Genomic DNA, 23,293 nt, shown 5'->3' with positions numbered 1-23,293 from the left:
TCCATGAAACCCATCCTTCCCCTTTTCCTGCTCGCCTCGCTCGCCACCGCGGACCAGCCGCTGGAGCGCCTCAAATACAACAACCCCGGCCTCGCGGTGGACCTCGGCGTCGGCCTGTGGGCATGGCCGCTGCCGATGGACTTCGACGGCGACGGAGATCTGGACCTCGTCGTGAACTGTTCCGACAAGCCCTACAACGGGGTCTATGTGTTCGAGAACACGAGCGGCGACACGGGCAAGAACCCGATGCCTGTCTTCAAGCCCGCCCGGCGCATCAGCAAGGGCATCGTCAACGTGCAGGTCAGCTACCCGGAGGGAGTCCCCACCGTGCTGACCCCGGGCAAACGCTATCCGGATTTCCTGAAATCCGGGTTGGAATCCCCGGTGAAGATCGACCTGCCGGAAAACGTCCACCACAACAAGGTCAGGGGCAACCACTGGCGGGTGGTGGACTACGACGGCGACGGCGTTCAGGACCTGGCGATCGGTACCGACGACTGGTCGGAATACGGCTGGGACGATGCCTACGATGAACATGGTATCTGGAAGAACGGCAACCTGCGCGGCCACGTCTATGTCGCCCGCAACACCGGCACCAACGAGGCCCCCGTGTATGCGAAGCCGGAGCGCATCCTCATCGACGGCATCCCGCTGGAAACCTTCGGCTGGCCGTGCCCGAGCTTCGTGGATCTGGACGGCGACGGTGATCTCGATCTGGTCTGCGGGGAGTTCCTCGACGGCTTCACCTACTTCCGCAACACCGGCACCCGCACGGAACCCCGCTATGAGAAGGGCCGCCGCCTGCAGACCGACAAGGGCGCCTACCTGAAGATGCACGTCCAGATGATCACCCCCGTGATGATCGACTGGGACAAGGACGGCCACCCGGACATCATCTGCGGTGACGAGGACGGGCGCGTCGCCTTCATCCGCAACACCGGCCGCCATGAGGCGAACGCGCCTGTGTTCGAGGAACCGAAGTTTTTCCAGCAGGAGGCGGAGGACGTGAAATTCGGCGCGCTGGCCACTCCCGTCGGCTTCGACTGGGACGGCGACGGTGACACCGACATTGTTTCCGGGAACACCTCCGGCAACATCGCGTTCTTCGAGAACCTCAGCGGCCCCGGCGTGGAGAAGCCGAAATGGGCGGCACCCGTCCTGCTGGAGTCCGGCGGCAAGCCCATCCACATCCTGGCCGGGGCGAACGGTTCCATCCAGGGACCGTGCGAAGCGAAGTGGGGATACACCACGCTTTCCATCAATGACTGGGACGGCGACGGCCTGCCAGACCTGATCGTGAACTCCATCTGGGGCAAGGTCATCTGGTACCGCAACACCGGCACCCGCACCGCGCCGAAGCTGGATGCGGCGGCACCCGTCGAAGTCGAGTGGGATGGCGCGCAGCCGCACCTGGCCTACGGCTGGCTGCGCCCGGAGGGCAAAGGCCTGCTGACCCAGTGGCGCACCACACCCGTCGCCGTGGACTGGAACAAGGACGGCCTCGTCGATCTGGTGATGATGGACCACGAAGGTTTCCTCGCCTTCTTCGAGCGGAAGGAAAGGGACGGCCGCCGCATCCTGCTGCCACCGCGCCGCGCGTTCATCTGCGAGGACGCGACGCCGGAGGAAAGGAAACGCGCGCACTTTTTCTCCGTGCCCGGTGAGCCGATGCTGCTGCGCTACAAGGGCCGCCAGTCGGCGGGTGGCAGCGGACGCCGGAAGCTCAGCGTGACGGACTGGGACGGCGACGGCGTGCTGGACCTGCTGCTGAACGGAGCGAACGCCGCCTTTGTCCGGCAGACGCGCGCTGCCGATGGCAAGTGGTTCTTCAAGGACGAGGGTCTCGTTTCACCGACCAACATCGAGGGCCACGACGTCAGCCCGACCACGGTGGACTTCAACGGCGACGGCATCCCCGACTTCCTCGGCGGTGCGGAGGACGGCTACTTCTACTATCTGCGGAATCCACGCTCGAAGTGAGCCACCTCCATCCGGACACCCATGAGACTCCTTTCCTTCCTCTTCCTGCTCCTCGCCATGACCCTCTCCGCACAACCCGCCTCCCCGGCGGAAGCACTCGCCGCCGCCGACCAGAAGCGCATCGCCGCCACCATCGCCGTGGATGAAGCGGCGCTCCGGACGGTCCTCTCAGAGGAACTGCACTACGCCCACTCCACCGGCGTCGTCGATGACCGGGAGTCACTCATCGCCAGGCTCACCTCGGGAAAGACGAAGTACCTTTCCTTCGACTACGTGAAACGCGACTTCACCTTCCCTGCTGAAACCGTCGCGCTGATGAGCGGGCACATCCGCATCAAGTCGGAGTCGAAGGGCAAGGGAGTGACGGAAAACACGCTCAGCTTCCTCGCTGTCTGGAAGCTCACTGACAGTGGCTGGAAGTTCCACGCCTGGCAGTCCGCCGTCCTTCCCGCCAACTGATCCTTCCGCTCCCAATGAATCAGCCCCCTCCGTCGTTGGCGCGCTACGCATGGTTCGTCGTCATGCTGCTGTGGCCGGTCGCCCTGCTGAACTACATGGACCGCCAGATGATGGCGGCCATGAAGTTCTCCATCATGGATGACATCCCGTCCATCGGCACGGAGGCGAACTGGGGCCTGCTGCCCGCCGTTTTCAAATGGGTCTATGCCGGGCTGAGTCCCTTCGGCGGCTATCTGGCGGACCGCTTCAGCAAGCGCCACGTCATCGTCGTCAGCCTGGCGGTATGGTCCGCCGTAACCTGGGCGACGGGACACGCGCAGACCTTCGAGCAACTGGTCTGGAGCCGCGCCCTCATGGGCATCAGCGAGGCGTGCTACATCCCCGCCGCGCTCGCCCTCATCGCGGACTACCACAGCGGCCCCACCCGCTCCCGCGCCATCGGCACGCACCAGATGGCCATCTATGCCGGAGTGATGATCGGCGGGTTCAGCGGCTACGCCGCGGACAGCCCGTCGCTGGGCTGGCGCTGGGCGTTCGACGCCGCGGGCATCGCCGGGGTCCTCTATGCACTCCCGCTGTTCTTCCTGCTGAGAAATCCTCCCGCGGTCACCGGACTGAAGGAACGCTCCTCACCCGCCGGCACGCTGGCCTCCCTGCTGCGGAATCCCTTCTTCATCCTGCTGGTCCTCTACTTCACCCTGCCCGCGCTGGCCGGGTGGGTCGTGCGTGACTGGATGCCCGCGATCCTGAAGGACCAGTTCGGCATCGGCCAGGGGCACGCGGGTGTCTCCGCCACGCTCTACGTGAACATCGCCGCGCTCATCGCGGTGGTTCTCGGCGGGGTGTTCGCCGACCGCTGGATGAGACGCAGCGAGCGGGGGCGGATCTATGTTTCCGCCATCGGCGTGGGCCTCATCATCCCCGCCCTGTTCGGCGTGGGGAACGCGGGCACGCTGGGCATCGCCATCGCCTTCCTGGTCCTCTATGGCATCGGCTGGGGGTTCTTTGACTGCAACAACATGCCCATCCTCTGCCAGATCGTCCGGCCGGAGCACCGCGCCACCGCCTACGGCCTGATGAATCTGGTGAGCATCAGTTGCGGCGGCTTCGCCGACTGGGGCTTCGGCGTCATGCGCGACCATCAGATTCCTCTCAATCTCATCTTCTCCGCCTTCGCCGGGCTGTGCGCCCTCTCCGTCGGCCTCGTCCTGCTCATCCGCCCGAAAAGCACGCCATGAAACCCATCCTGCTCGTCGCCAGCGGCGACCTCCGCCTTTCCGCGAACCAAACCTGCTGGCCCGCCCAGCGTGAAATGGAAGCCGCCATCTCCCGCGCCATCGAGGCGGAGGGACGGCAAGTTGTAAGGGCGCATCCCTACGATGAAAAGGAAGGCCATGGCTTCATCTCCAGCCAGAAGCAGGGCATCGGCATCTTCCGCGACATCGACCCGGACGCGCCGCTCATCGTCGCGGAGGCGGTGTGGCAATACTCCCACCACGTGTTGCCGGGCCTGACCACCCACCGCGGCCCCATCCTCACGCTCGCCAACTGGAGCGGCCAGTGGCCGGGGCTGGTCGGCATGCTCAATCTGAACGGCTCGCTCACGAAAGCGGGCGTCACCTTCTCCACCCTCTGGAGCGAGGATTTCACCGACGCGTTCTTTCTCGGCAAGCTCCGCGAGTGGCTCGCCACCGGCACCATCGTCCACGATCTCGGCCACGTCACCGCGGACATCCCCATTCCGCCCGCATCCGCCGCACTCGGTGCCTCGCTGGCGGCGGAACTGAAGCGGGACAAGTCGATCATGGGTATCTTCGACGAGGGCTGCATGGGCATGTTCAACGCCATCATTCCCGACCAGCTCCTCCATTCCTGCGGCGTCTTCAAGGAACGCCTCAGCCAGTCCGCCCTCTACCACGAGACGCTCATCACTCCGGAGGCGGAGGCGGACGAGGTCCTGTCATGGCTGGAAAGCCGTGGCATGACCTTCCATTTCGGCGACGACCACGCCACCCAGCTCACCCGCGCGCAGGTCCTGCTCCAGTGCCGCATGTACATCGCCGCCGTCCGCATGGCGGATGACTTCGGCTGCGAAACCATCGGCATCCAGTACCAGCAGGGACTCAAGGACCTGCTCCCCGCCAGCGATCTGGTGGAAGGGATGCTCAACAACCGCGACCGCCCGCCCGTCACTTCGCGGGACGGTTCACGCGTCCTTTTCGACGGCGAGCCCATCGTCCATTTCAACGAGGTCGATGAATGCGCCGGCCTGGACGGCCTCATCACCCGCCGCGTCCATGACGCTCTCGGCCAGCCGGTCGAGTCCACGCTGCATGACATTCGCTGGGGTGAAGACTTCGGCGGTGACTACGTGTGGGTTTTCCTCATCAGCGGCGCGGCCCCGCCCGCCCACTTCATCGGCGGCTGGGAAGGCGCGGAGGGATTCCGCCAGCCCGCGATGTATTTCCCCAGCGGCGGCAGCACCCTGCGCGGCACCTCCCGTCCGGGCGAGATCGTCTGGTCACGGATCTACGTGGAGGATGAAGCGCTCCACATGGACATCGGCCGCGGGGCGGCGGTGGAACTGCCGCAGGAGGAAGCGGAGCGCCGCTGGCAGCTCACCACTCCGGAGTGGCCGGTCATGCACGCCGTCACCTACGGTGTTTCCCGTGACCAACTCATGGCAAAGCACCGCGCCAACCACATCCAGGTCGCCTACGCCCATGATGCGGAGGCGGCGGACGCCTGTCTCTTCGCGAAAGCCGCCTTCGCCAGGGAGCTGGGCATCCGGGTGAATCTCTGCGGGTCGCTGCGGCGGTAGGTCCATACGGAGCGCGGACTTCAGTCCGCTTGGTTTTGCGGGGAGGGACGTCTCCCGCCAAAGCGGCAGATGACTGCCGCACTCCATGACGCTGTCGCGCTCAGAGAGCATCCCCTACCAGGACATGCCCTCACTTCGGAAAATCCGCGATGCGATAGGAGGAAATCTCGATGTCCTCCTTGTTGGTGCCGTAGATCACCCACAGGCGGCCGTCGTGCTCCATGGCGTCCGAATACTGGAAGCTGCGCGCGTTCTTGAATTTCCCGTCGTAACGCCTCTCCGGCGCATCCTTCCTGAGAATACGGGGACTGCCGTAGCTCCATCCGTCCGCGGAGAATGAGATCGTGAGAGGATCCCGGGATCCGCTGGCCTGCGGATTGTTGATCAGGAAAAACCGGTCGTCCTTCAGCCTGCCCGCGATGTTCTTGCTCACGGCGTCCGGGTAGTTCGTCTTCACCGGCAGGGTCCACGTGTCCCCGTTGTCGAAGCTGATAGAATGATAAAGGCGCTTCGTCTTCCCCTGGTCGCGGATGATCAGGTGCAGGTTTCCATCCGCATCCGCGTAGGAACCGGTCTCGCTCATGCGGTAGTCCGGTGGAAAGGACGGATGCTTCCTCACATCCCATTTCCCCGCCTCGGCCGTGGACCGTGCGGTGTGGAAGTGCGCCTTGTCATCCCGCCACACGAAGAAGTCGCGGCCACCGACCTTGAACGGCGGGAAATAGACCATCGCGTTGTCGCCGAAGACACCTTCGTCCACCCACTTCCCGGCGTCCCAGCGGAAGCGGTGCAGCTTCGCGTTGCCCCAGACCGCGCCTTTCCCCCCGCCCGTGTTCAGGCACCCCAGCCCGTAGAGTTTCCCGTTTTCCTCATAGAGTCCGGAGGCGAGCCAGCGCAGCGGTCCGTCCTCACCGTCCGGGTCCGGGGCCATGGTGCCGGACGCACTCCACACCATGCCGTCCTCACTCGTCGCGTAGCGGATGAACTGGCTGCTGCTGTCCTCATCCTTCCTGCCGGACGACCAGATGGCCCATAACTTCCCGTCATGCCGGGCGATGAACGAGTGGAGGTTGAACTGCCACTGACCTTCCTCAGCCTTGAACACCGTCGAGGTCTCCGCAGGCAGCGCGGGCAGCGTTGCGGGGTTGTCCAGCACGCCGTCCTCCGCCAGCAGTTTCGCCGGATCCCGCTTCTCGGATGCGGGCCACTTCGCGAGATGCTCCCCGTTGCGGAGAAGCGCCTTCACCAGATCCCCTGACGCGATGCCTTTCCCGCCGCCATGCCACACCACCGCACCGGCGGAATGCCGGAGCTTTCCTTCGATCTCCTCCCTCGCGGACTTCTCCGGTGCCACGGCGGGGGCCAGATAGATGGCATCCCATTTTTTCTTCCGCAGGATCTCCTTCCCGTCCGACGAAATCCACTTTCCGAGATCAGCGATGCCTTCCGCACCCTCCCCGGCATATACGGTGATCCTGTCCTCCATCTCCGCTTGCAACGCCTTCGCCGCGTCCATGGAGACGCCATCTCCCAGCAGCAGCACCGACGAGCGGGCGGGCCTCGATTTGTCATCGGGCATCAGCGGCTTGTACTCCGTCTCCGCCATCACCAGCGGGGAGATCGCAAACAAGATCCATATGGAAAGGTTTTTCATGTTGTAGGTCGGGTTACGGGATTCCATCCGCCTCCTTGCGGCAGATATCATTTTATCCATACAGTTACTATGGGACATACCCCCTAGTCCTGAGCCATTCACGGAGAAGCTCCGCCCACCCCACGGTGGCACCCCTGCCCGGCATGCCGTAGCCGTGGCCGCCGGTTTCGAAGAGATGCAACGTCACGGGTACGTTCCTCTCCTTGCAGGCCATGGCGAACCGCAGGCTGTTCCGGCAGTCCACCATGTCGTCCGCCGTGGTCACCAGAAAGACGGGCGGCGTGTTCACGTCCACGGAGTTCTCCGTCGAATACTCCGCCAGCATCTCCGGCGAAGTGTCATTCCCCAGCAGCCTCTCGCGCGAACCCGGATGCGCGATCTCCTGCATGGAGATGACGGGATAGACCAGGATGGCGAAATCCGGCCGGACGTTGAAGGCATCCACCGCATCCTTTCCTTCATACTGAGGAAAGGTATCGGCGGAGCGGGTGGCGGCGAGGCTCGCCAGATGGCCGCCAGCGGAGAAGCCCATCACCCCCACCTTGCCCGGATCGATCCCCCACTCCTGCGCGCGCGAACGCACTGTGCGGATGGCGCGCCTGGCATCCAGCAACGGCACCGGGAATCCGTAGCCCATCTCCGGATGCTCCGACACGCGGTACTTCACCACGATGGCGGTGATGCCCTGCCTCACCAGCCACGCGGCGACATCATGACCCTCCTTCCCGATCACGTTCATCCGGTAACCGCCGCCGGGAAAGACGACCACCGCCGCCCCTGTCCTGCGCGCCGGGTCCGCCGGGTGGACCTGGTATTGGGGGACCTCCACATCGGAAATGGCGCCCCTCTTGTCCTTCGTTTCCGTTCCGGCCGGAGGCTTGGGAGCGCCCGGGGCATCACCCGGCCACAGATTCTCATACCCGCCCTGCGCATGGTTCCCGCACAGCAGCGCCAGCCCGCATAACCAAGCTTTCATTGCAGTTCCTCCTTGCTCTGGTCCCATATCGTCAGGTTCGTGAGATCCCTCTCCCGCCGGGAAAACAGGAAGGCGGCGGCGGTGCAGGAAACCAGCATCACCAGGTTGCCGAGGATCGCGGTGTAATACGGATCGAATGCCCGCGGCAGCACCTTCAGCTGCACCAGCACCGCGTAGCCGGTGAAAGCCATCGTCGCGACGATCCCCGCCATCACCGCGCGGTGGTCCCCCATGCGCGTGAACATGCCGAACAGGAAGGCCCCGGAGATGCCGCCGCCGAACAATGCCGTCACGATGATGGACGCATCCATCAGCGTCTTCGCGTCCATCCGGTGGAACATCCACGCGCCGCCCATCATCAGCAATGTCAGGAAAACCGACGTTACCTTCCCCACCACCAGATAGTGGCCGTCAGTGCGGTCCCTCCGCAGGTACGGACGGTAGATGTCATTCACCCACACCATGCCCGCCGCGCTGATGCAGGTGCCCAGGCTGGACATGGCGGCGGAAAGGGCGGCGGACACCACCAGCCCGCCCATCCCTGCCGGCAGCGCGGTCAGGATGAAGTGCGGCAGGATGTCCTCCGCCTTTCTTTTCCCGGAAAGGATCGCCGTGGAAACCTCATCCGGCCTCGCCTGGAAATACACCCACAGGCAGGTCCCCAGGAACATGAACAGCGCCCAGATGGGCAGCGCGCCCAGCCCCAGCACGACCATGGATTTCCGCGCCTCCCGCGCGGACTTCGCCGCGCACCACCGCTGCACCGTATCCTGGTCGAGTTGTCCCGCGATGTATTGCGAGGCACCGGCCAGAACCAGCATCCACGCCGTCTTTTCCGACATGGAGAATCCCCCGCGCAACGGCTCCAGCACTCCGGACGCGCCCAGGTCACGGAACGATATCTTCCCCGCATCCCACGCCTGGCCCCAGACCTCCGGCAGTCCTCCGGGGACCGCCATCAACACGACCACCACACAACCCACCGCTCCGCACAGCAGCACGACCGTCTGCAGCACCTCCGTCCAGATGACCGCCTCGAACCCGCCCTTCGTCGTGTAAAGCCCCGTCAGCCCCGCGGCGACCACGATGCACCAGCCCACCGGAAGGCCGGACAGGTTCGAAAGAAGGACCGCCAGCAGGTAGGTGATGGTCGCCATCCGCACCAACTGCGCCGCGAGATAGACCGCCGCCGCATAGACCGATACCGGCGCGCCGAAGCGCAGCTTCAGATACTGGTAGGCGGAGTTCACCGTCCCGCGCCGGAAGAACGGCACGAACAGCACCATGGCGACCAGCGCCACCACCGGGAACGCCAGGTTCGGCAGCAACCTCACCCACGCGGTCTTGAAGCTGTCCGCCGGATACGCCACGAAGGTCACCGAGCTGATCGTCGCGCCGATGAAACTGATGCCCACCGCCCATCCGGGGAAATTCCTCCCGCCCAGGTAGTAGCGCTCCGTGCTCCGGTTCCTCCGGGAAACCCAGAGGCCCACGGTGAGCGTGGCCGCGAAATACAACGCGACCACCACCAGATCCACCCACTGCATCCTCATGGCGTTCACAGGCTGGCGGCAGCCACCATCGGGCTGCCGGAAGTATTTCCGGACTCAGGCAGATCACCGGATGCCGGCTCCCAGGGGTATCCGTACTCCGGAGCTTCCGCCATGTAGGGGATGCGGCTGCGCACCCATGCTCCATCCACATCCTGGACGTTGGTTCCATCCGCAGCGGCAGCCGCGGAGGCGATCCCCGCCGCCTCACCGATGCCATGCATCGTCGCCATCACCCGCACCGCCGCCGCCGCCTCATGGGTGGCGGAGAGCGCACGGCAGGCGATCAGCAGGTTCGGGCATTCCAGCGGCACCATGCAGCGGAACGGGACTTCATAGAAATCGTTGGCCGGGGGGCCGTAGCCCGCCAGCACCTTCCCCTTCTGCCCCTCCTGCTGGTGGACGTCCTTCGCACCGGCAGGGTTGTGGATGTCGATGAAGTAGCGGGATCTCGTGATGCCATCCGGGAATTTCCTCGCCTGCACGATGTCCTCCTGGGTCATCATGTATTTCCCCGTGACATGGCGCGTCTCACGCACCCCCACCTGGCAGGCGATCTTCTCGACATAGGACTGGGAGAACCATGGCACCGTCTTCCGCAGCCAGTTCCCCATCAGGTACGCCTGCCTCCGTCCTTCCGTCTCCGCGGTGGAAAGATCCACCACGTTCAGCCCGGAAACCTTGTTGATCCGCGTCATGTTGAAGTGGAGCACCCCGGGACGCGGATAGTCATAAAAGTGGATGAAGTTCCGGTAGGGATACACCAGTTCCCCGGATGCCAGCGCCTTCTGGAAATACGGCTCCACCAGCGCCCTCGCCTTCCGCAGGCTGCCCGTCGCGATCATCTCGCGCTTGTCCACATTCGCCATCCGGAAGCTCACCGTCATCGCCTGCATCAATCCGTCCTCGGGCCGCCCGACGGAAAATCCGCAACCCGCCAGCGCGGCCAGGTCCGCATCCCCGGATGCATCGATGAACTGCCTCCCGGAGATCGTTTCCTCACCGCCTTTCGACAACACGGAGACGCCGGAGATCCTGTTTCCGTCCATCTCCACCGAGCGGATGTAGCTGTGATAACGGACCGTCACCCCTGCCTCCGCCAGCAACTCGTCATAGACATGCTTCAGCAGTTCCTCGTCAAAGGCGGAGTCCGACAGGGCGGAGCCGAAACCATCCCCCTGCCTCAGCTTCACCACCACCTCCCTGAAGACGCCGCCGATCAGCGAAGCCCTCCTCGCCCCCTGTTCATCCACATGGTCGTGCCAGGCGTGGCCCGCCCAGGGATTCACCAGCGCGGTGGTCGCCATACCGCCGCAGAATCCGTAGCGCTCCAGCAACAGCACCCTGGCCCCCGCCCTCGCGGCGGAGATCGCGGCGGCCACCCCCGCGGGGCCTCCTCCGGAAACAATCACATCATACACCTTCCGGGAATGCTCTGCCATGCCTTCGTCCATGCCTCTAATAGCCATGGAATCACCGCTCTCCAGCCAATCTTTTTGTGCTTTTTCTGTAAAATGATCCACCCCTCCCGCAACCGCCGCTGGAGTGGCGGGGGGCCCGCTTTACAGAGATAGCAGGGAACCACTTCGCGGTGCCGGACCGGCACCTCCAGACTCGCGGATCATGGGGTTCCGCTTTCCGTTCCCGACTTGCCGCACAAGTCTCATCCGCCTTCTGCCGCTGGCCACCGCCATCGCCTTCACTCCAGGTTCCGGGGCCAGGCCGATCTCGGAGGTCCTCAGGGAGAAGGACGCCCTGTTCGATCCCTGGGATCAGGAAAAATGGGCGGCGTGGTACAAGGACGGCCACATCGTCGAACCTTTCGAGATCGACCGCCCCGCCACCTTCGCACCGCGGGATACACCATGGGTCTTCAGCACCGCACGTTTTGGCGAAATCCACGGCAAAGCCTCCGCGATCTTCCCCATCGTCGGTGCCGGACCGTGGATCATTGATGGCAACAACGTGACCCTCGACGTGAGGACCGATGCGGCCAAGGCAATGACCATCCGGGACTGGTACACCAACGACTACAAGGGCGAGCAACTGGTGGACCGGGTCCACGGCTTCAAGTTCCGGCAGAAGGGCACGGCGGCATCCCCCTCCATCCTCCGCAACATCACCCTCATGGGATTCTGGCGCGCGGTTGACACCGCCTACACGCAGGAGAATCCCCTCGTCCATCTGGAGAACATCACCGCCAGTCTCAATGTCTGCGCCTTCTACACCAACGGCCCCCGCGGGGTGATCCGCAACTGCCATGTCACCGAAAGCATCATGATGGGCATCTACGCGGACCAGGAATCCAACGGCTGGTTGATCGAGAACAACACTTTCCGGGACAACGGCATGCGCGGCGTCCGGTCATGGAGTGCGATCACCCTGGATTCCTGCTACAACTACGACATCCGCAACAACCGGTTCCTCGCGCCGACCTCACCACCACGGGACTACCATTCCGCGATCACCCTTTACCGCAACCAGGGCGAGAAGGGCGACATCCGCGAACCTTCCGCATCCTGGAACCTGATCTCGGAAAACACATTCCAGGGCTACCATCAGGCGATCGACGCCGGAATCCGGATGGGCAGGAGGGCCTCCGGAACCCTGGCCAACCTGGCGATGGAGGGGCGGTGCTACGTGGACTACAACACGATCCGGGGAAACACGTTCGACAACTGCGTGATCGGCGTCCTCCTCCGCACGGGATTCAACGCGGTCGATGCCAACCGGTTCGAAAATGTCAGAACCCCCATCGCCCTCGTCAACGCCTTCCGCACGCTCCAGCACAACCGGATCACCAACCAGGAGAACGACGAGGTGGCCATCTGGTCGGACCCCGGGCAATACCCGGACTACGTCAAGTATGTCTCCAACCACAATGAGCCGGGCCTGGAGCTGGGTTCCGGCATCAAGCCGCAGGCGAAGTTCTATCACGTGATCTCACCGGAGGGGCGACCGAAGTTCCGGGATCCCGGAGCCGCCACCCTGGTCGTCGCGGATCAGATCGCAGGCCTCCCGCAGGATGGCGGCACCCCGGACTACAACCTCTTCCCGACCCGTCCCGGACAGGCCGGAAATCTGGGCTTCACCAACAAACCCATCGACATCGCCGTCGGAAAATTCGCGGCCGCGCGGCCGGCGGGTGACTTCGCGGTGATCTTCGACCGGCCGGGCAGCAGGGTCGGCAGGCAGGACTACTACTCGATCATCCTCTATGACCAGAACGGGGCGGAGTTCGAACGGTGCGGCCGCAGCAGGAAGCGTTGGAGCAGGATCGCGGCGGGAAATTTCCTGAAGGATACCGGCGCCCGCCTGGTGAACGGAAACCATGAAGTGGCCGCCGTCTCATCGGAGCCGGATGAGAACGGATGCTACCCGGTTTATGTTTTCCGGAAAGGCATCGCGGAACCCGCAGCCGTTCTCATGGGCGACAACAGGATGCCCGTGAAGGCCCTGGCTACGGGCCACTTCACGAACCACCCGGACGGATATGCGGAACTCGCCGTGATCCTGGAGGGTTCCTCCCGGATCACTCTCATCAAGCCCTCCGACAAAAGCTGGAGCCGGACCATCGAGGCGGGTGACACGGCTCTGTCAACGGTCGCCACGGGGGAATTCAACGGCAACCCCGCCGATGGAGATGAGATCGCGGCGCTGTCGGAATCCGCAGGCCCGATCCTCCTTTTCAAGGTCGGCCACTCGGACGCCTATGCCACGACCGGACCTGCCGCCCCATGGAAGCTGCTCTCCGCTGGCGGAGCCGCGCAGGGAGCCAATGGGACCCGGCAACTGGCCGCCATCCGCGCCGACAGCCCCGGCGAAATTCATTTCTTCGAAGCTGGAAGCGCGGAGGCGCTCGGCACGACGAAACACCACCTTCCGGGCGGCATGCCGGTCAGGTTCGGATTCGGCGACCATGAAAAAGCGGATGCGTCGGAACCGGAAATCAACGGGCGCTTCGCCCTGGGAGGACTCCATCCCGGCAAGCCCACCAATCCGGAGGTCCGGCTGGCGATCCTTCCCAGGACAGCCCCTGTTTCCGTGCCGGTTCTGGTATGGGCTCCGCTTGTGGAAGGTGCACCGGAACGGATGACGGTGGTGCCGATCCTGAAGTGAGGCTTTCGCCGTTGATTGATCTCCGTGAAATGGAGTGTCGGATTGCCGGAGACGTGATCTTCCGGAGCGCATGGCAGAGACCGCATTGCGGCACAGCCGCTATGCGGTCCCTGCCAGACCCGCGGGCAACGTGATCCGTCACTCTATTTTGTGAAGCCCTGCCTCCGGCTCCTGCGGGCCAACGACAAGGTTCCGACCACGGCCAGCAATGCGGTCGCGCCCGGCTCAGGAACGGCTGTCAGCCTGAGAACGCCCGTCGTCACATCGAACGTGCCTTCATAACCACCGTTGACGAAACTGACGGAATCGAAATCCCCGATCGCATTGTTGAAATCAAACAGATCGAATTCCTGGTCCACCTGGGCGGCGAAGCCGAAGTTCAGGGTCAGGGTGCCACCGAAGGCGACTTCCCCCTGCACGTTGATGGCATCATGTCCGGTGCCGCGCGTGAGGCCGTTGATATGGAAGATGGAGTTGGAACCGGCGTTCAGGGCCAGCGTGTTCTCGAACGTCAGCAGGCCCACGCCGCCGTCGCCCGCCTTGAGGTTTCCGTAGATGGTGGTGGCTCCGCCGACGGTGCCGGTACCTCCGAGGGTCGTGCTCGAGCTGACCGCCAGCGCCCCGCTTCCGTTCGACTTGTAGCCGTTGACCAGCAGGGTACCTCCCGTGACATTGACCGCCCCTGTACTGAGATTCTGGCCTGAGAGAACCAGCTTGCCCGCGCCGGACTTCACCAAGGTGAAGGCCGTCGCCGTATCGGTCGTGGTTCCGGCCATGGTCCCGGTCACCGCAGCCGTGGCGCCCGAGGCGACATTGAACACCAGGGAGGCGTCAGGAGCATCTGATGTGACGCGGGTGATGGTGCCGATGTTCACGTTCCGGTCGATGTTCAGGACGTTGGTCTGGGTTCCACTCGCGCCGAACCGGAGGGAGTCCAGGGTGAGGCTGCCGGTCCCTGTTCCCGTGATCGCAACAGGCGCGTTGCCCGTGTTCCCCGACTGGCTGAGTGTCGCTGAAATCCTCTGGTCATTCGGCGAGTTCTGGATGATTGCGACAGCGGCGTCCGACTTCAGCCGGAACCGGTTGCCCGACAAGCTGAAGGCGGTGGGCTTGAGATCGAACGATCCGGCATTCTGGTCGAACGTCAGGTTCAGGATGATCGGGCCGTTGGTGGTGCTGCTCAGCATCACCGTGGTATTGCTGGAACCGGTGAAGACGTAGTTGTGCTCGGCGGTATGGCTGGGGGCGGAGCCTCCCACCCAGTTGTTTCCGTTGCCGAATTCGGCGGTGCCCCCCAGACCGCTCCAGGTGAAGTCAGCCGCACGCGATACCGGGGCGAGGGAGATCAGGATGATGCCAGTGAAGAAGATGACGGGTTTCATGTTTTCGGCTTCTTGTTGGGTCGGAGGTTTTGGAACAACCATGCAATAGACACCACCCATCCAGCGCCCAAACGGAATTGTACTTTTTCTGTAAAGTTACCTGAAAACGCCTATATTCCATCCATCATCACAGATGATTCCGTGCTGGTCCCATGACCGCCCGCCCCGTCCGGAGTCCTCCGTAAAATGGAACACCAACACCTCCCGCCGCTCACCTGGATGGAGCCAGCTTCCGGAATTCCGGGATCCTGTGGAAGGTGAAATAGTTCGTGTCATGCTGGCGGAAGGCTCCGCCCATGCCGTCGTCATATGCCGTCCTGGAGACGAAGATCATATCCTCCCCATCGAACTGGAACACCGGATATTGGAAGCCATGCTTCGAGATATCCGGATGGTACAACACGGTCTTCCTGATATCCCATGAACGCAGATCCCTGGAGGTCATCAGGACCAGCGTGTTCCTGATCAGGGCCTGACCGTATGCGGTGCTGTCATGCTTTTGCGGAACCGCATTGGACAAGGCCCAGTACAGCTTGGTCTCCGGATCGAACAGGATGTGGAACTTGGTGCTGCCGCCGGGGAACTTCACGAAGTCCTTCGCGGCATCGAAACGGCTGGTTCTGCCCTCCGCGTCATAGTGGACCAGGGCCGCCGTGGCCCCTCCCGAAGACAAGCTCACCCGCAGGACGTTGACGGGGGTTCCATCGGGGCTGATGACCGTGTTGCCTTCCAGCCAGCCTTTGAAATTCCCGCCCAGCCGCGTGGGATCATATCCCAGCGTGTCGGACATCGTCCAACTGGACGCTTTCAGCAGATCCGCATCCTCCGCCGCACTCATCAGGAACGCCCTGAAGTTCATGCCCCATTTTCCGGGGCCCTTCTCATCCTCCATGGTGCGCCAGATCCGCCCGCCATGGACGACCACCGGGACCGGCGCGGTGTGATAGGAGAGGTCCGGGAAAATCAGGCCGTTGTCCTGGTCGGCAGGTTTTGTCCACGTCAGCCCGCCGTCCGTCGATTTCACGATCACGACATGGCCCAGGCCGTGCCCGGCACTGGTGCCCATCATGTAGAGCGCGCCACGATGGAGAAACAGGCTGGCCCAGGTGAGGCCTTCGATCTCGCTGATCTGCCTCCACGTCGCGCCCCTGTCCGTCGAGCGGTGGATCCTCACCAGCTCGGTCTTACCGACGGCGGGTCCGTAGTCATCCCCCTTCGCGATGTAGGAACCATCCGCCAGGATCACGATCGAAGGCGAACCGGCGATGAAACGCCCTGTCTTCGCGGCGCTGTGGTTGATGACCACCCCGGGAGGTTTCGCTTCGATGGACTCGAAGTGGTTCATGGAAGGCCACTGCCCTTCGAGCGCGGCGATGTCCAGGCACCGGTCGATGAACTTGATCTCATCCACCAGCAGCGGAGCGGACGCCTGCCCGTTCTTCAGATAGATCCCTGAGGCCGGCTTCTCCGTGAAGGTGAACGATCCGGCGTGGACCCACTGGTTCACCTCCTTGCCCGTCAGTTCCGCGCGGTGGTAGAGCTTCCCTTTCCTTTCGGAGGGACCGTCCCCCTCCACCGTCAGCGCGATCTGGACCCAGACTCCGGAAGGAATGAGCGGGCGGGCTTTCGGTTCCAGTTCGGTCCCGGCATCCTTCCCTGCGGCTCCGATGCCCCACTTCGGCCCGTCCTTCGAGGTTCCCCCCGGGACGAGCGACAGTTGGAGGGAGTCATTCTCAAAGAACACCCGCACGCCTCCAGTCTCATCTTTCCCCTCATCGACGGGCAGCCTGAACCTGAACCAGATGGTGCCGGATGACCGGAGATCCGTTTCCTTTCCCGGCTTTATCTTCAGGAAGCCGTCCGGTTCGAAATTCGCAAGCCCCTCTCCGAACGTAACACCGCGGACCTCTTCGATGACATCCTTCACCGTCCCGGAGGGCGCGGTGTCCTCCAGCGGCCCGCCGTCCCTTTCAAAGCACCACCGCGTGATGATCCCCGCGGCCTCCGTTCCGGAGGGTTGCCCCTCCGCCGCCGCACCCATGCCCAACAGGGCACCGCCCAGAAGGACACACTTACCAGCGGGGATGCTCCATTTTCCAATGATTCGTTCCATATGAAATTGCTTTGTAAGTCCGGCCGGAGCCATCCATTTCCGAAGGTATCGCCATGGAAATCGGCGCCCTTCCATCCATGGTTTCTCCTATGTGGGGCCATTCTCCTCCGGATTCCATCCGCTCACAGCCCCTATTGACTTTTTCTGTATAATTCGAAACTTCTTTATCATTCAGGCCGTCAGTCAAGCATGGACAAACCCCTCTCCCAACGTGATCTCGCCCGCATCGCCGGAGTGTCACCGATGACGGTTTCGCTGGCGCTGCGCGGACACACCTCCATCTCCGCCGCCACGCGGGAGCGCATCCGGAAGCTGGCGGAAAAGCACAACTACCGGCCGGACCCGGCGCTGGCAGCCCTCAATGCCTACCGCCTGCGCAACACGGAGCGCCGCTACCAGGGCACGCTCGCCTGGATCACCCGCTTCCCCACCGCCGACGGCTGGCGGGAGATGATCCACGCGGAGAGCTACTTCAACGGAGCCGCCCGCCGCGCGGAGGAGCTGGGCTACCAACTGGAGAACTTCTGGCTGGATGAACCCGGCCTCCGCCCCGCGCGTGCCACGCAGATCCTACTCGCGCGTGGCGTGAAGGGCATCATCGCCGCGCCCCTCTCTGTGGCATCCGGGACCATGGAACTGGGGTGGAAACATTTCCCCTGCATCACCCTGGGCTATTCCCTGCGCGAGCCGCGGCTCAACGTGGTCATGAACCACCAGTCCCGGAACATGAAGCAACTGGTGCACCGCCTCCACCAGACCGGCTACCGCCGCATCGGACTGGCCATGCCATCCGCGAACAACGAGCGCGTGGACCAGAACTATTTGGGCGGCTACCTCATCAGCCAGCGCGAGACCGGCGGTCCTATCCTCGAACCCCTTCTCGCCGATGATTTCTGCCTCCCCGTGTTCCGGAAGTGGCTCCGCAAACAGAAGCCCGACTGCGTGGTCATCTCACCCGTCTGGCACGACGAGGTCAAAGCCTGGCTCCAGGCCGAGAACCTCGCCGTGCCGTCGGACATCGGGCTCGCCGCGCCGTCGGTCACCTCCGACTCCCGGCATCTGAGTGGCATCGATGAAAATCCGTCACTGATCGGCGCGGTGGCGGTCAATGCCCTGGTCGGCATGATCCATAACCGGGAATCAGGCATACCCGACCAACCCTGGAGTCTGCTGACAGAAGGTATCTGGCACGAAGGGGACTCCACCCTCAAGGCACCGGCCCCGCCCCGTCAAGGGCCGGACGGAAACTTGGACGGAAAGGATCGACGACGCCGGAAATAGCCGCGGAAGACCACCACCAACCTCCCTCATAGGCCCTACCTCCATCAGGCTGGATCGACACTCATTTCAACCAGATCATGGAGGCTGCGGACGCATTCCCCCGCAGTCCGCTCGAACTGGATCCGGGCGTGTTCAACGGCCGGCATATCGACCATCCCAACGATAGAACGCCGCGCGTGGTCATGTAACGGATTGGATGACCCCGGGATGCCATGCCCTCATTGTTCTTGCCGCGCTCTGCTTTCCCGCTTTGCAGGCATCCGCCGCACCTCCCCCCAACGTGGTGATCATCCTCGCGGATGACATGGGTTACGGCGACCTCGGTTGCTTTGGTTCGCCTTCCATCCGCACCCCTCATCTTGACCGGATGGCCGCGGAAGGCATGAGGTTCACCGATTTCTACTCCGCTTCCGAAGTCTGCACCCCCAGCCGGGCGGCGCTCCTCACCGGAAGATATGCCATCCGCAGCGGCATGTGCGGGATGGAGGGAACAAGGCGTGTCCTCTTCCCTGATTCGAAAGGAGGCCTGCCGCAGACCGAGACCACCCTGGCCACCGCGCTGCGGAAACGGGGTTACGCCACCGCACAGATCGGCAAATGGCACCTCGGCATCCATGAAGGTTCCCGCCCCGGCGATCATGGTTTCGACCACAGCTTCGGCCTTCCTTATTCGAACGACATGGACGGCCGCCCGGATCTGCCTCGCGATGCTTCGGGATCCGCCGCTCCGCCGGAGGACGGCTGGCGGGTGCCCCTCCTGCGGAATGGGGAGGTTGTGGAGAAACCGGCGGTCCAGACCACGCTCACCCGCCGCTATACGGAAGAAGCGGTCCGTTTCATCGCAGACGCGGGTTCCCGCCCCTTTTTCATCTATCTCGCCCACAGTTTCCCCCATGTCCCGATGTTCGCCTCCCGGGAGTTCAAGGGCAGAAGCAGGGCCGGCATCTATGGCGACGCGGTGGAGGAAATGGACTGGAGCGTGGGCCGCATCCTGGATGTCCTCCGGGAGAAGAACCTCGCGGAGAACACCCTCGTCTTTTTCACCAGCGACAATGGCCCGTGGCTGACCAAAGGGGACCAAGGGGGCAGTCCGGGGCCGCTCAAGGAAGGAAAAGGCAGCACGTGGGAAGGGGGGATGCGGGTCCCCGGCATCGCCTGGATGCCAGGCAGGATCCGTCCTTCCGTCACTTCCCTGCAAGCCAGCACACTTGATCTTTTCCCCACCGCGCTCGCCCTCTCCGGGACGCCCGCCGACGGAGGGCAAGCCCTCGACGGGAGGGATATTTCGCAGCTTCTCTCCGAGTCCAAACCCCTTCCGGAACGGCCGTTCTTCTACTACCGGGGGGATCAGATCTTCGCCTGCCGGATCGGGGAATGGAAAGCCCATTTCAAAACCCGCAGTGGTTATGGTTCCGACAAACCCGTCATCCATGATCCACCGCTCCTCTTCCATCTGGGCCGCGATCCCGGTGAGAACCGCAACGTGGCCGCCGATCATCCCGACGTCCTCGGGAATATCCGGAAAGCCGTGGACACCCACCGCAACGGCCTCGTCCCGGGAGCCCCCCAACTGCACTGACCAGCAGGGTCCACTCCATCCCTTTCCAACCCGCCCGACCCATATCATGTTCTTCCGCCGCTCTTTCCCCAAGCTCCGCTTTTTCCCGATTCTCCTCCTCATCACGGTGGCAAGGGGAGAAAGCCCCATCCCTGCGGGCAGCCGGATCGCCACAGCGGATCCCTCCCTCCAGCGGCTTCTTCTTTCCCCTCTGGAAAGTGACTCGGTTCTGCAGAAAGGAGGCTTCAGACTTTCCTCTCCGGAAGCCCGTCCCCTGACGGATGTGCCTCCGAAGTGCGGCATGCACACACTCCGGCTTTCCGGCCATGCGGACACGGAGGGAGCCAAAGGGGATTTCACCATCGTAAGAGAACCGGCGGGAGAAATTTCCACCCTCGGCGCATGGATGCACCACATGGCCGGGGCGAATGTCAGCGAAGCGGGCTTCCAGGTGACCGACGCCGAAGGTGAGGCCCTCGTGGCATGGGTGAAAGCGGACTGGGAAGGGTGGAAGTGGGTGGAGCTGGACCTGGCGGGCTCCGGCATCCGGCAAGCCTACAAGCAGGAGGGGAAAAGCGGAAAAGCCGAGTTCCCACTGAAGAACATCAGCATTGTCTGGATCGCCCCCGCCAAAGGACCCACCATGCTCGGTGTGGACGGCCTTGCCGCGCTCGCCCGCATCGACACCCCGCGGGAACCCATCAGCCTTTCACCGCTTGCACCACCATGGGGAGAGGCGGGCCATCCCTTTCACGGGGGCGTCCTGATCCACAACTTCTCGGACAAGGCGCGCACCCTCCGTGTCTCCACCTCCCTCCAGACAAACCCGCAATACCTCACGCCCGCGCTGCCCCATCCGGTCCGTGGCAGCGACCACGCCCGGGGCAGGCCGAGTTGGTTCGAGATCACCGGACAACGGGTGGACGACAACACGCTCACGGATGGAGATGACGATTCCCATTTCCAGCCTCCCGCATCCAAGGAAGCGCCCACGGAGATTTTCAACATCGTCGATCTGGGCACCGTGCGCACCGTCACCTCACTCTCCTGGATCCCCGCGGACGCGAACTGGCTCAACAAACTGGACGTCCACGCCTCCGCCGACGGCTCCTCCTGGACCCCCGTGAAGGAACTCCAGAATCTGGACATCCACAAGGAGTGGGGCCGCAGGGACGTCGATGTCCGGGAGCCTTTCCCCGCCCGCTACATCCGTCTCCGGCATCACAACGAAGGGCAACCGCTGTCACCCTTCTTCCGTTCTTTCTCGTCACTGTCCGTCCATGACGGCACCGGCGACGAGGAGATCGCCATTCCGACCGTGGGAAAGCCGGTCACCGCGGACACCGTGATGGTGGAGATACCGCCACGGGACTTCCGGATCATCCACCCTCCTGCCAGTCCCCCGCTGGGGCCGGACGCCTACTACGCCGGCATCCTCGCCGAAGACGGGGACATGCGGAAGACGGCCGCCGCCGACTATTTTGTCATGCCACCGGAGCCGGTCTCCCCCAGCCCCGAATCCCGCTTCGGCATCAATGTCTCCAATCCCGCCTTCATCCCTCCGCTCGCCCGCGCCGGCTTCGGCTGGGTCAGGTTCGAGAATCTGAAATGGCGTTTCTTCAATCCCGCTCCCGGGGATTTCCGCTTCGATGGTTCCGTGGCTCCGTGGAAAGTACCCATGGATGATTATTTCCGGCGCTACCAGGAGGCCGGGATGTCCATCCTCCCCTACATCTTCGAGACTCCGGAATGGGCGGTGGAAGCACCCGCCGGAATCCAGAAAAACCGCAGGGCCTACCCTCCCAAGGATACGGCGGACTATGCCCGGGCGATCCACCAAGCCGTCGCCCGCTATGCTTCCGAAGCAGCTCCGGCGGATAAACTGCTCACCCCGGACAAGCTCACCGCGCTCGGCCGCATCCATACCTATGAATTGTGGAACGAACCGAATCTCAGCGATCCCGGCTGGGGTTTCTTCGCCGCTCCGCTCGACCGGTATTATCCGCTGTTCCGCGCCGGCGCGGAGGCCGCGAAACAGGCTGACCCCACCATACGGGTGACCAATGGGGGCTGGGCCGGACTTTCCATGGAATGGATCGACACCATGCGGACCTTCCGTTATCCGGATGGCAAAAGCCCCCTCGATTTCACGGACGTCCTGAACGTCCACTTCTACGCGGGGAAGGACGACCCCGAGCACGCCACCAAAGATCCCAACGCTTTCCGTGAGGGCGTTTCCCCCGGAGAGATCCAGACGCTCGAAAAAGATCTCATCGACCTGGCGGACTGGCGCGACCAGCTCAAGCCCGGCATGCCGATCTGGGTCACCGAAACCGGCCACGATGTCGGGGGCCCCATCGGCAGGACCGAAAGACATCAGGCCGCGAAGCTGCCGCGGGGCGCGATGTTGTCTTTCGCCAATGGCATCGAGAAAGTCTTCATCTACCGGGAAACCGGCTCCACTCCCGCGCATCACGCCGGAGCCGGACTCATGCGTGACGACGGCTCCCTGCGGGCCTCCTACTTCACCATCGCCACCCTCATCCGCCAGCTCCACGGGGTCACGGACACCCGTGTGCCCCGCCTCCCCGCAGCGGATCCCAAAGTCTGGATGTATCTCTGGAAGCGCCCCGGCGGTGACGTGCTCACGGCCTGGGCTCCCGGAGGAGGGGCCACTCTGGGCATCGATCTGGGCCGCTGCAAGGTCACCAGAGCCTTCGGGGCGGTCTCCGAAGAGGAAGTCACGCGGAATTTCCCTCTCGGAGACTTCCCCGTGTACATCAGCTCCTTTGGTGATCCCGGCCCTCTTGCAACGCTCGTGAACCAGGCCGGAACCCGCGAGACGGATCGCAAGGAACGGCTGGCCCGCCTATCCAAAGCCACCGCCCATCTCTTCGACTTCGGTTCCCGCGAATTTGCAGGCACCATGAAACTCGGCGGCGTCCGGCCGTTCACCACCGTCCTCAAGGAGGACCTCTACGACGGACTGGCCGGCCATGGATTCGCCGCGGTCGTTGCGGGAAAGAACAACTCCGCCCACTGGATCCGTTCCCTTCTGGAAAAGGATGACATCCATCTCCACCAACCCGCCGTCTTCAAGGTCCGGGTCGGGGCGGGCACCCATGAGGTCCGCTTCAAGGGAACGAATTTCAAGGCGGACGCAACCCTCACCGCAACCGCCTCCGGACGGACTCTCATTGATGTTCCTCTCCCGGCCGGAAAAGACACCCTGCCCGCCACCGCCATATTCACCATCTCATCCGGAGATGCAGGCCAGCCCGTCGAGTTCCACTTCCCCCCGGGCAGGATCCAATGGCTCTCAGTGGTCGAAAAACTTTCCGATCCCTGAGGGCCTCCCCACCCATCGTCCGGATTGGAAGCGCTGCTTCAAGGAGTTGCC

General features: G+C 63.6%; 14 protein-coding genes. 8 read left to right on the top strand and 6 right to left on the bottom strand.

The genetic code is table 11. The features are described 5' to 3' along the window. Positions 1–3: 3 nt before the first annotated feature. From KF712_19830 to KF712_19815, 4 genes are read left to right on the top strand one after another with little or no spacing between them, the layout of a single operon-like run. Positions 4–1,980, top strand: a complete 1,977-nt coding sequence (locus KF712_19830) for a VCBS repeat-containing protein (protein ID MBX3743245.1) — start codon at positions 4–6, stop codon at positions 1,978–1,980. Positions 1,981–2,001: 21 nt separating this feature from the next. Continuing rightward, positions 2,002–2,439: a nuclear transport factor 2 family protein gene (locus KF712_19825; GenBank protein MBX3743244.1), complete on the top strand. Its 438-nt coding sequence runs from the start codon at positions 2,002–2,004 to the stop codon at positions 2,437–2,439. Between the two features lie 14 nt (positions 2,440–2,453). Then, positions 2,454–3,677: an MFS transporter gene (locus tag KF712_19820; protein MBX3743243.1), complete on the top strand. Its 1,224-nt coding sequence runs from the start codon at positions 2,454–2,456 to the stop codon at positions 3,675–3,677. Continuing rightward, on the top strand, positions 3,674–5,260 hold the full coding sequence (locus KF712_19815) for a fucose isomerase (protein MBX3743242.1): 1,587 nt from the start codon (positions 3,674–3,676) through the stop codon (positions 5,258–5,260). Before KF712_19820 ends, KF712_19815 begins: the two co-directional genes overlap by 4 nt. 130 nt (positions 5,261–5,390) lie before the next feature. Here the strand turns inward: KF712_19815 and KF712_19810 are convergent, their stop codons facing one another. The 4 genes from KF712_19810 to KF712_19795 all read right to left on the bottom strand — a co-directional run bounded on the left by KF712_19810 (position 5,391) and on the right by KF712_19795 (position 10,882). Further along, complete coding sequence (locus tag KF712_19810) at positions 5,391–6,914, bottom strand: exo-alpha-sialidase (protein ID MBX3743241.1); 1,524 nt, start codon at positions 6,912–6,914, stop codon at positions 5,391–5,393. A 67-nt stretch (positions 6,915–6,981) separates the two neighbouring features. Beyond that, positions 6,982–7,890, bottom strand: coding sequence for an alpha/beta hydrolase (locus tag KF712_19805; GenBank protein MBX3743240.1), 909 nt, complete (start codon positions 7,888–7,890; stop codon positions 6,982–6,984). Next, on the bottom strand, positions 7,887–9,452 hold the full coding sequence (locus KF712_19800) for a hypothetical protein (GenBank protein MBX3743239.1): 1,566 nt from the start codon (positions 9,450–9,452) through the stop codon (positions 7,887–7,889). Before KF712_19800 ends, KF712_19805 begins: the two co-directional genes overlap by 4 nt. After that, positions 9,449–10,882 carry an FAD-dependent oxidoreductase gene (locus KF712_19795; GenBank protein MBX3743238.1) on the bottom strand — a complete coding sequence of 478 codons (1,434 nt, stop codon included), beginning with the start codon at positions 10,880–10,882 and terminating at the stop codon, positions 9,449–9,451. Before KF712_19795 ends, KF712_19800 begins: the two co-directional genes overlap by 4 nt. 181 nt (positions 10,883–11,063) lie before the next feature. Here KF712_19795 and KF712_19790 point away from each other — a divergent pair, with 181 nt between their 5' ends. After that, complete coding sequence (locus tag KF712_19790; protein MBX3743237.1) at positions 11,064–13,559, top strand: right-handed parallel beta-helix repeat-containing protein; 2,496 nt, start codon at positions 11,064–11,066, stop codon at positions 13,557–13,559. Positions 13,560–13,702: 143 nt separating this feature from the next. On the opposite strand, the gene KF712_19785 is transcribed toward KF712_19790, so the two are convergent. Both KF712_19785 and KF712_19780 read right to left on the bottom strand, forming a co-directional pair. Continuing rightward, complete coding sequence (locus KF712_19785; GenBank protein MBX3743236.1) at positions 13,703–14,941, bottom strand: autotransporter-associated beta strand repeat-containing protein; 1,239 nt, start codon at positions 14,939–14,941, stop codon at positions 13,703–13,705. A 211-nt stretch (positions 14,942–15,152) separates the two neighbouring features. Then, positions 15,153–17,054, bottom strand: coding sequence for an exo-alpha-sialidase (locus tag KF712_19780; protein ID MBX3743235.1), 1,902 nt, complete (start codon positions 17,052–17,054; stop codon positions 15,153–15,155). 189 nt (positions 17,055–17,243) lie between these two features. Between KF712_19780 and KF712_19775 the strand changes: the two genes are divergently transcribed. From KF712_19775 to KF712_19765, 3 genes are all read left to right on the top strand, one after another. Continuing rightward, a complete protein-coding gene (locus KF712_19775; GenBank protein MBX3743234.1) occupies positions 17,244–18,335 on the top strand; it encodes a LacI family DNA-binding transcriptional regulator in 1,092 nt (363 codons plus the stop codon). A gap of 196 nt (positions 18,336–18,531) precedes the next feature. After that, positions 18,532–19,914, top strand: coding sequence for a sulfatase (locus KF712_19770; protein ID MBX3743233.1), 1,383 nt, complete (start codon positions 18,532–18,534; stop codon positions 19,912–19,914). A 46-nt stretch (positions 19,915–19,960) separates the two neighbouring features. Further along, complete coding sequence (locus tag KF712_19765; protein ID MBX3743232.1) at positions 19,961–23,242, top strand: discoidin domain-containing protein; 3,282 nt, start codon at positions 19,961–19,963, stop codon at positions 23,240–23,242. The last annotated feature ends 51 nt before the right edge of the window (positions 23,243–23,293 follow it).

The sequence above is a fragment of the Akkermansiaceae bacterium genome, from assembly GCA_019634595.1.
Classification (GTDB): Bacteria; Verrucomicrobiota; Verrucomicrobiia; order Verrucomicrobiales; family Akkermansiaceae; genus Luteolibacter.
The sequence above is the reverse complement of the archived record's forward strand: the minus strand, read 5'-3'. Positions and strand labels throughout refer to the sequence as shown.

What these genes read in the sequence shown, in the direction of transcription:
- KF712_19810 (MBX3743241.1), bottom strand. Translation starts at nt 6,914, where the DNA reads ATGAAAAACCTTTCCATATGGATCTTGTTTGCGATCTCCCCGCTGGTG.
- KF712_19770 (MBX3743233.1), top strand. Translation starts at nt 18,532, where the DNA reads ATGACCCCGGGATGCCATGCCCTCATTGTTCTTGCCGCGCTCTGCTTT.
- KF712_19805 (MBX3743240.1), bottom strand. Translation starts at nt 7,890, where the DNA reads ATGAAAGCTTGGTTATGCGGGCTGGCGCTGCTGTGCGGGAACCATGCG.
- KF712_19815 (MBX3743242.1), top strand. Translation starts at nt 3,674, where the DNA reads ATGAAACCCATCCTGCTCGTCGCCAGCGGCGACCTCCGCCTTTCCGCG.
- KF712_19795 (MBX3743238.1), bottom strand. Translation starts at nt 10,882, where the DNA reads ATGGCAGAGCATTCCCGGAAGGTGTATGATGTGATTGTTTCCGGAGGA.
- KF712_19790 (MBX3743237.1), top strand. Translation starts at nt 11,064, where the DNA reads ATGGGGTTCCGCTTTCCGTTCCCGACTTGCCGCACAAGTCTCATCCGC.
- KF712_19780 (MBX3743235.1), bottom strand. Translation starts at nt 17,054, where the DNA reads ATGGAACGAATCATTGGAAAATGGAGCATCCCCGCTGGTAAGTGTGTC.
- KF712_19775 (MBX3743234.1), top strand. Translation starts at nt 17,244, where the DNA reads ATGGACAAACCCCTCTCCCAACGTGATCTCGCCCGCATCGCCGGAGTG.
- KF712_19785 (MBX3743236.1), bottom strand. Translation starts at nt 14,941, where the DNA reads ATGAAACCCGTCATCTTCTTCACTGGCATCATCCTGATCTCCCTCGCC.
- KF712_19765 (MBX3743232.1), top strand. Translation starts at nt 19,961, where the DNA reads ATGTTCTTCCGCCGCTCTTTCCCCAAGCTCCGCTTTTTCCCGATTCTC.
- KF712_19825 (MBX3743244.1), top strand. Translation starts at nt 2,002, where the DNA reads ATGAGACTCCTTTCCTTCCTCTTCCTGCTCCTCGCCATGACCCTCTCC.
- KF712_19820 (MBX3743243.1), top strand. Translation starts at nt 2,454, where the DNA reads ATGAATCAGCCCCCTCCGTCGTTGGCGCGCTACGCATGGTTCGTCGTC.
- KF712_19830 (MBX3743245.1), top strand. Translation starts at nt 4, where the DNA reads ATGAAACCCATCCTTCCCCTTTTCCTGCTCGCCTCGCTCGCCACCGCG.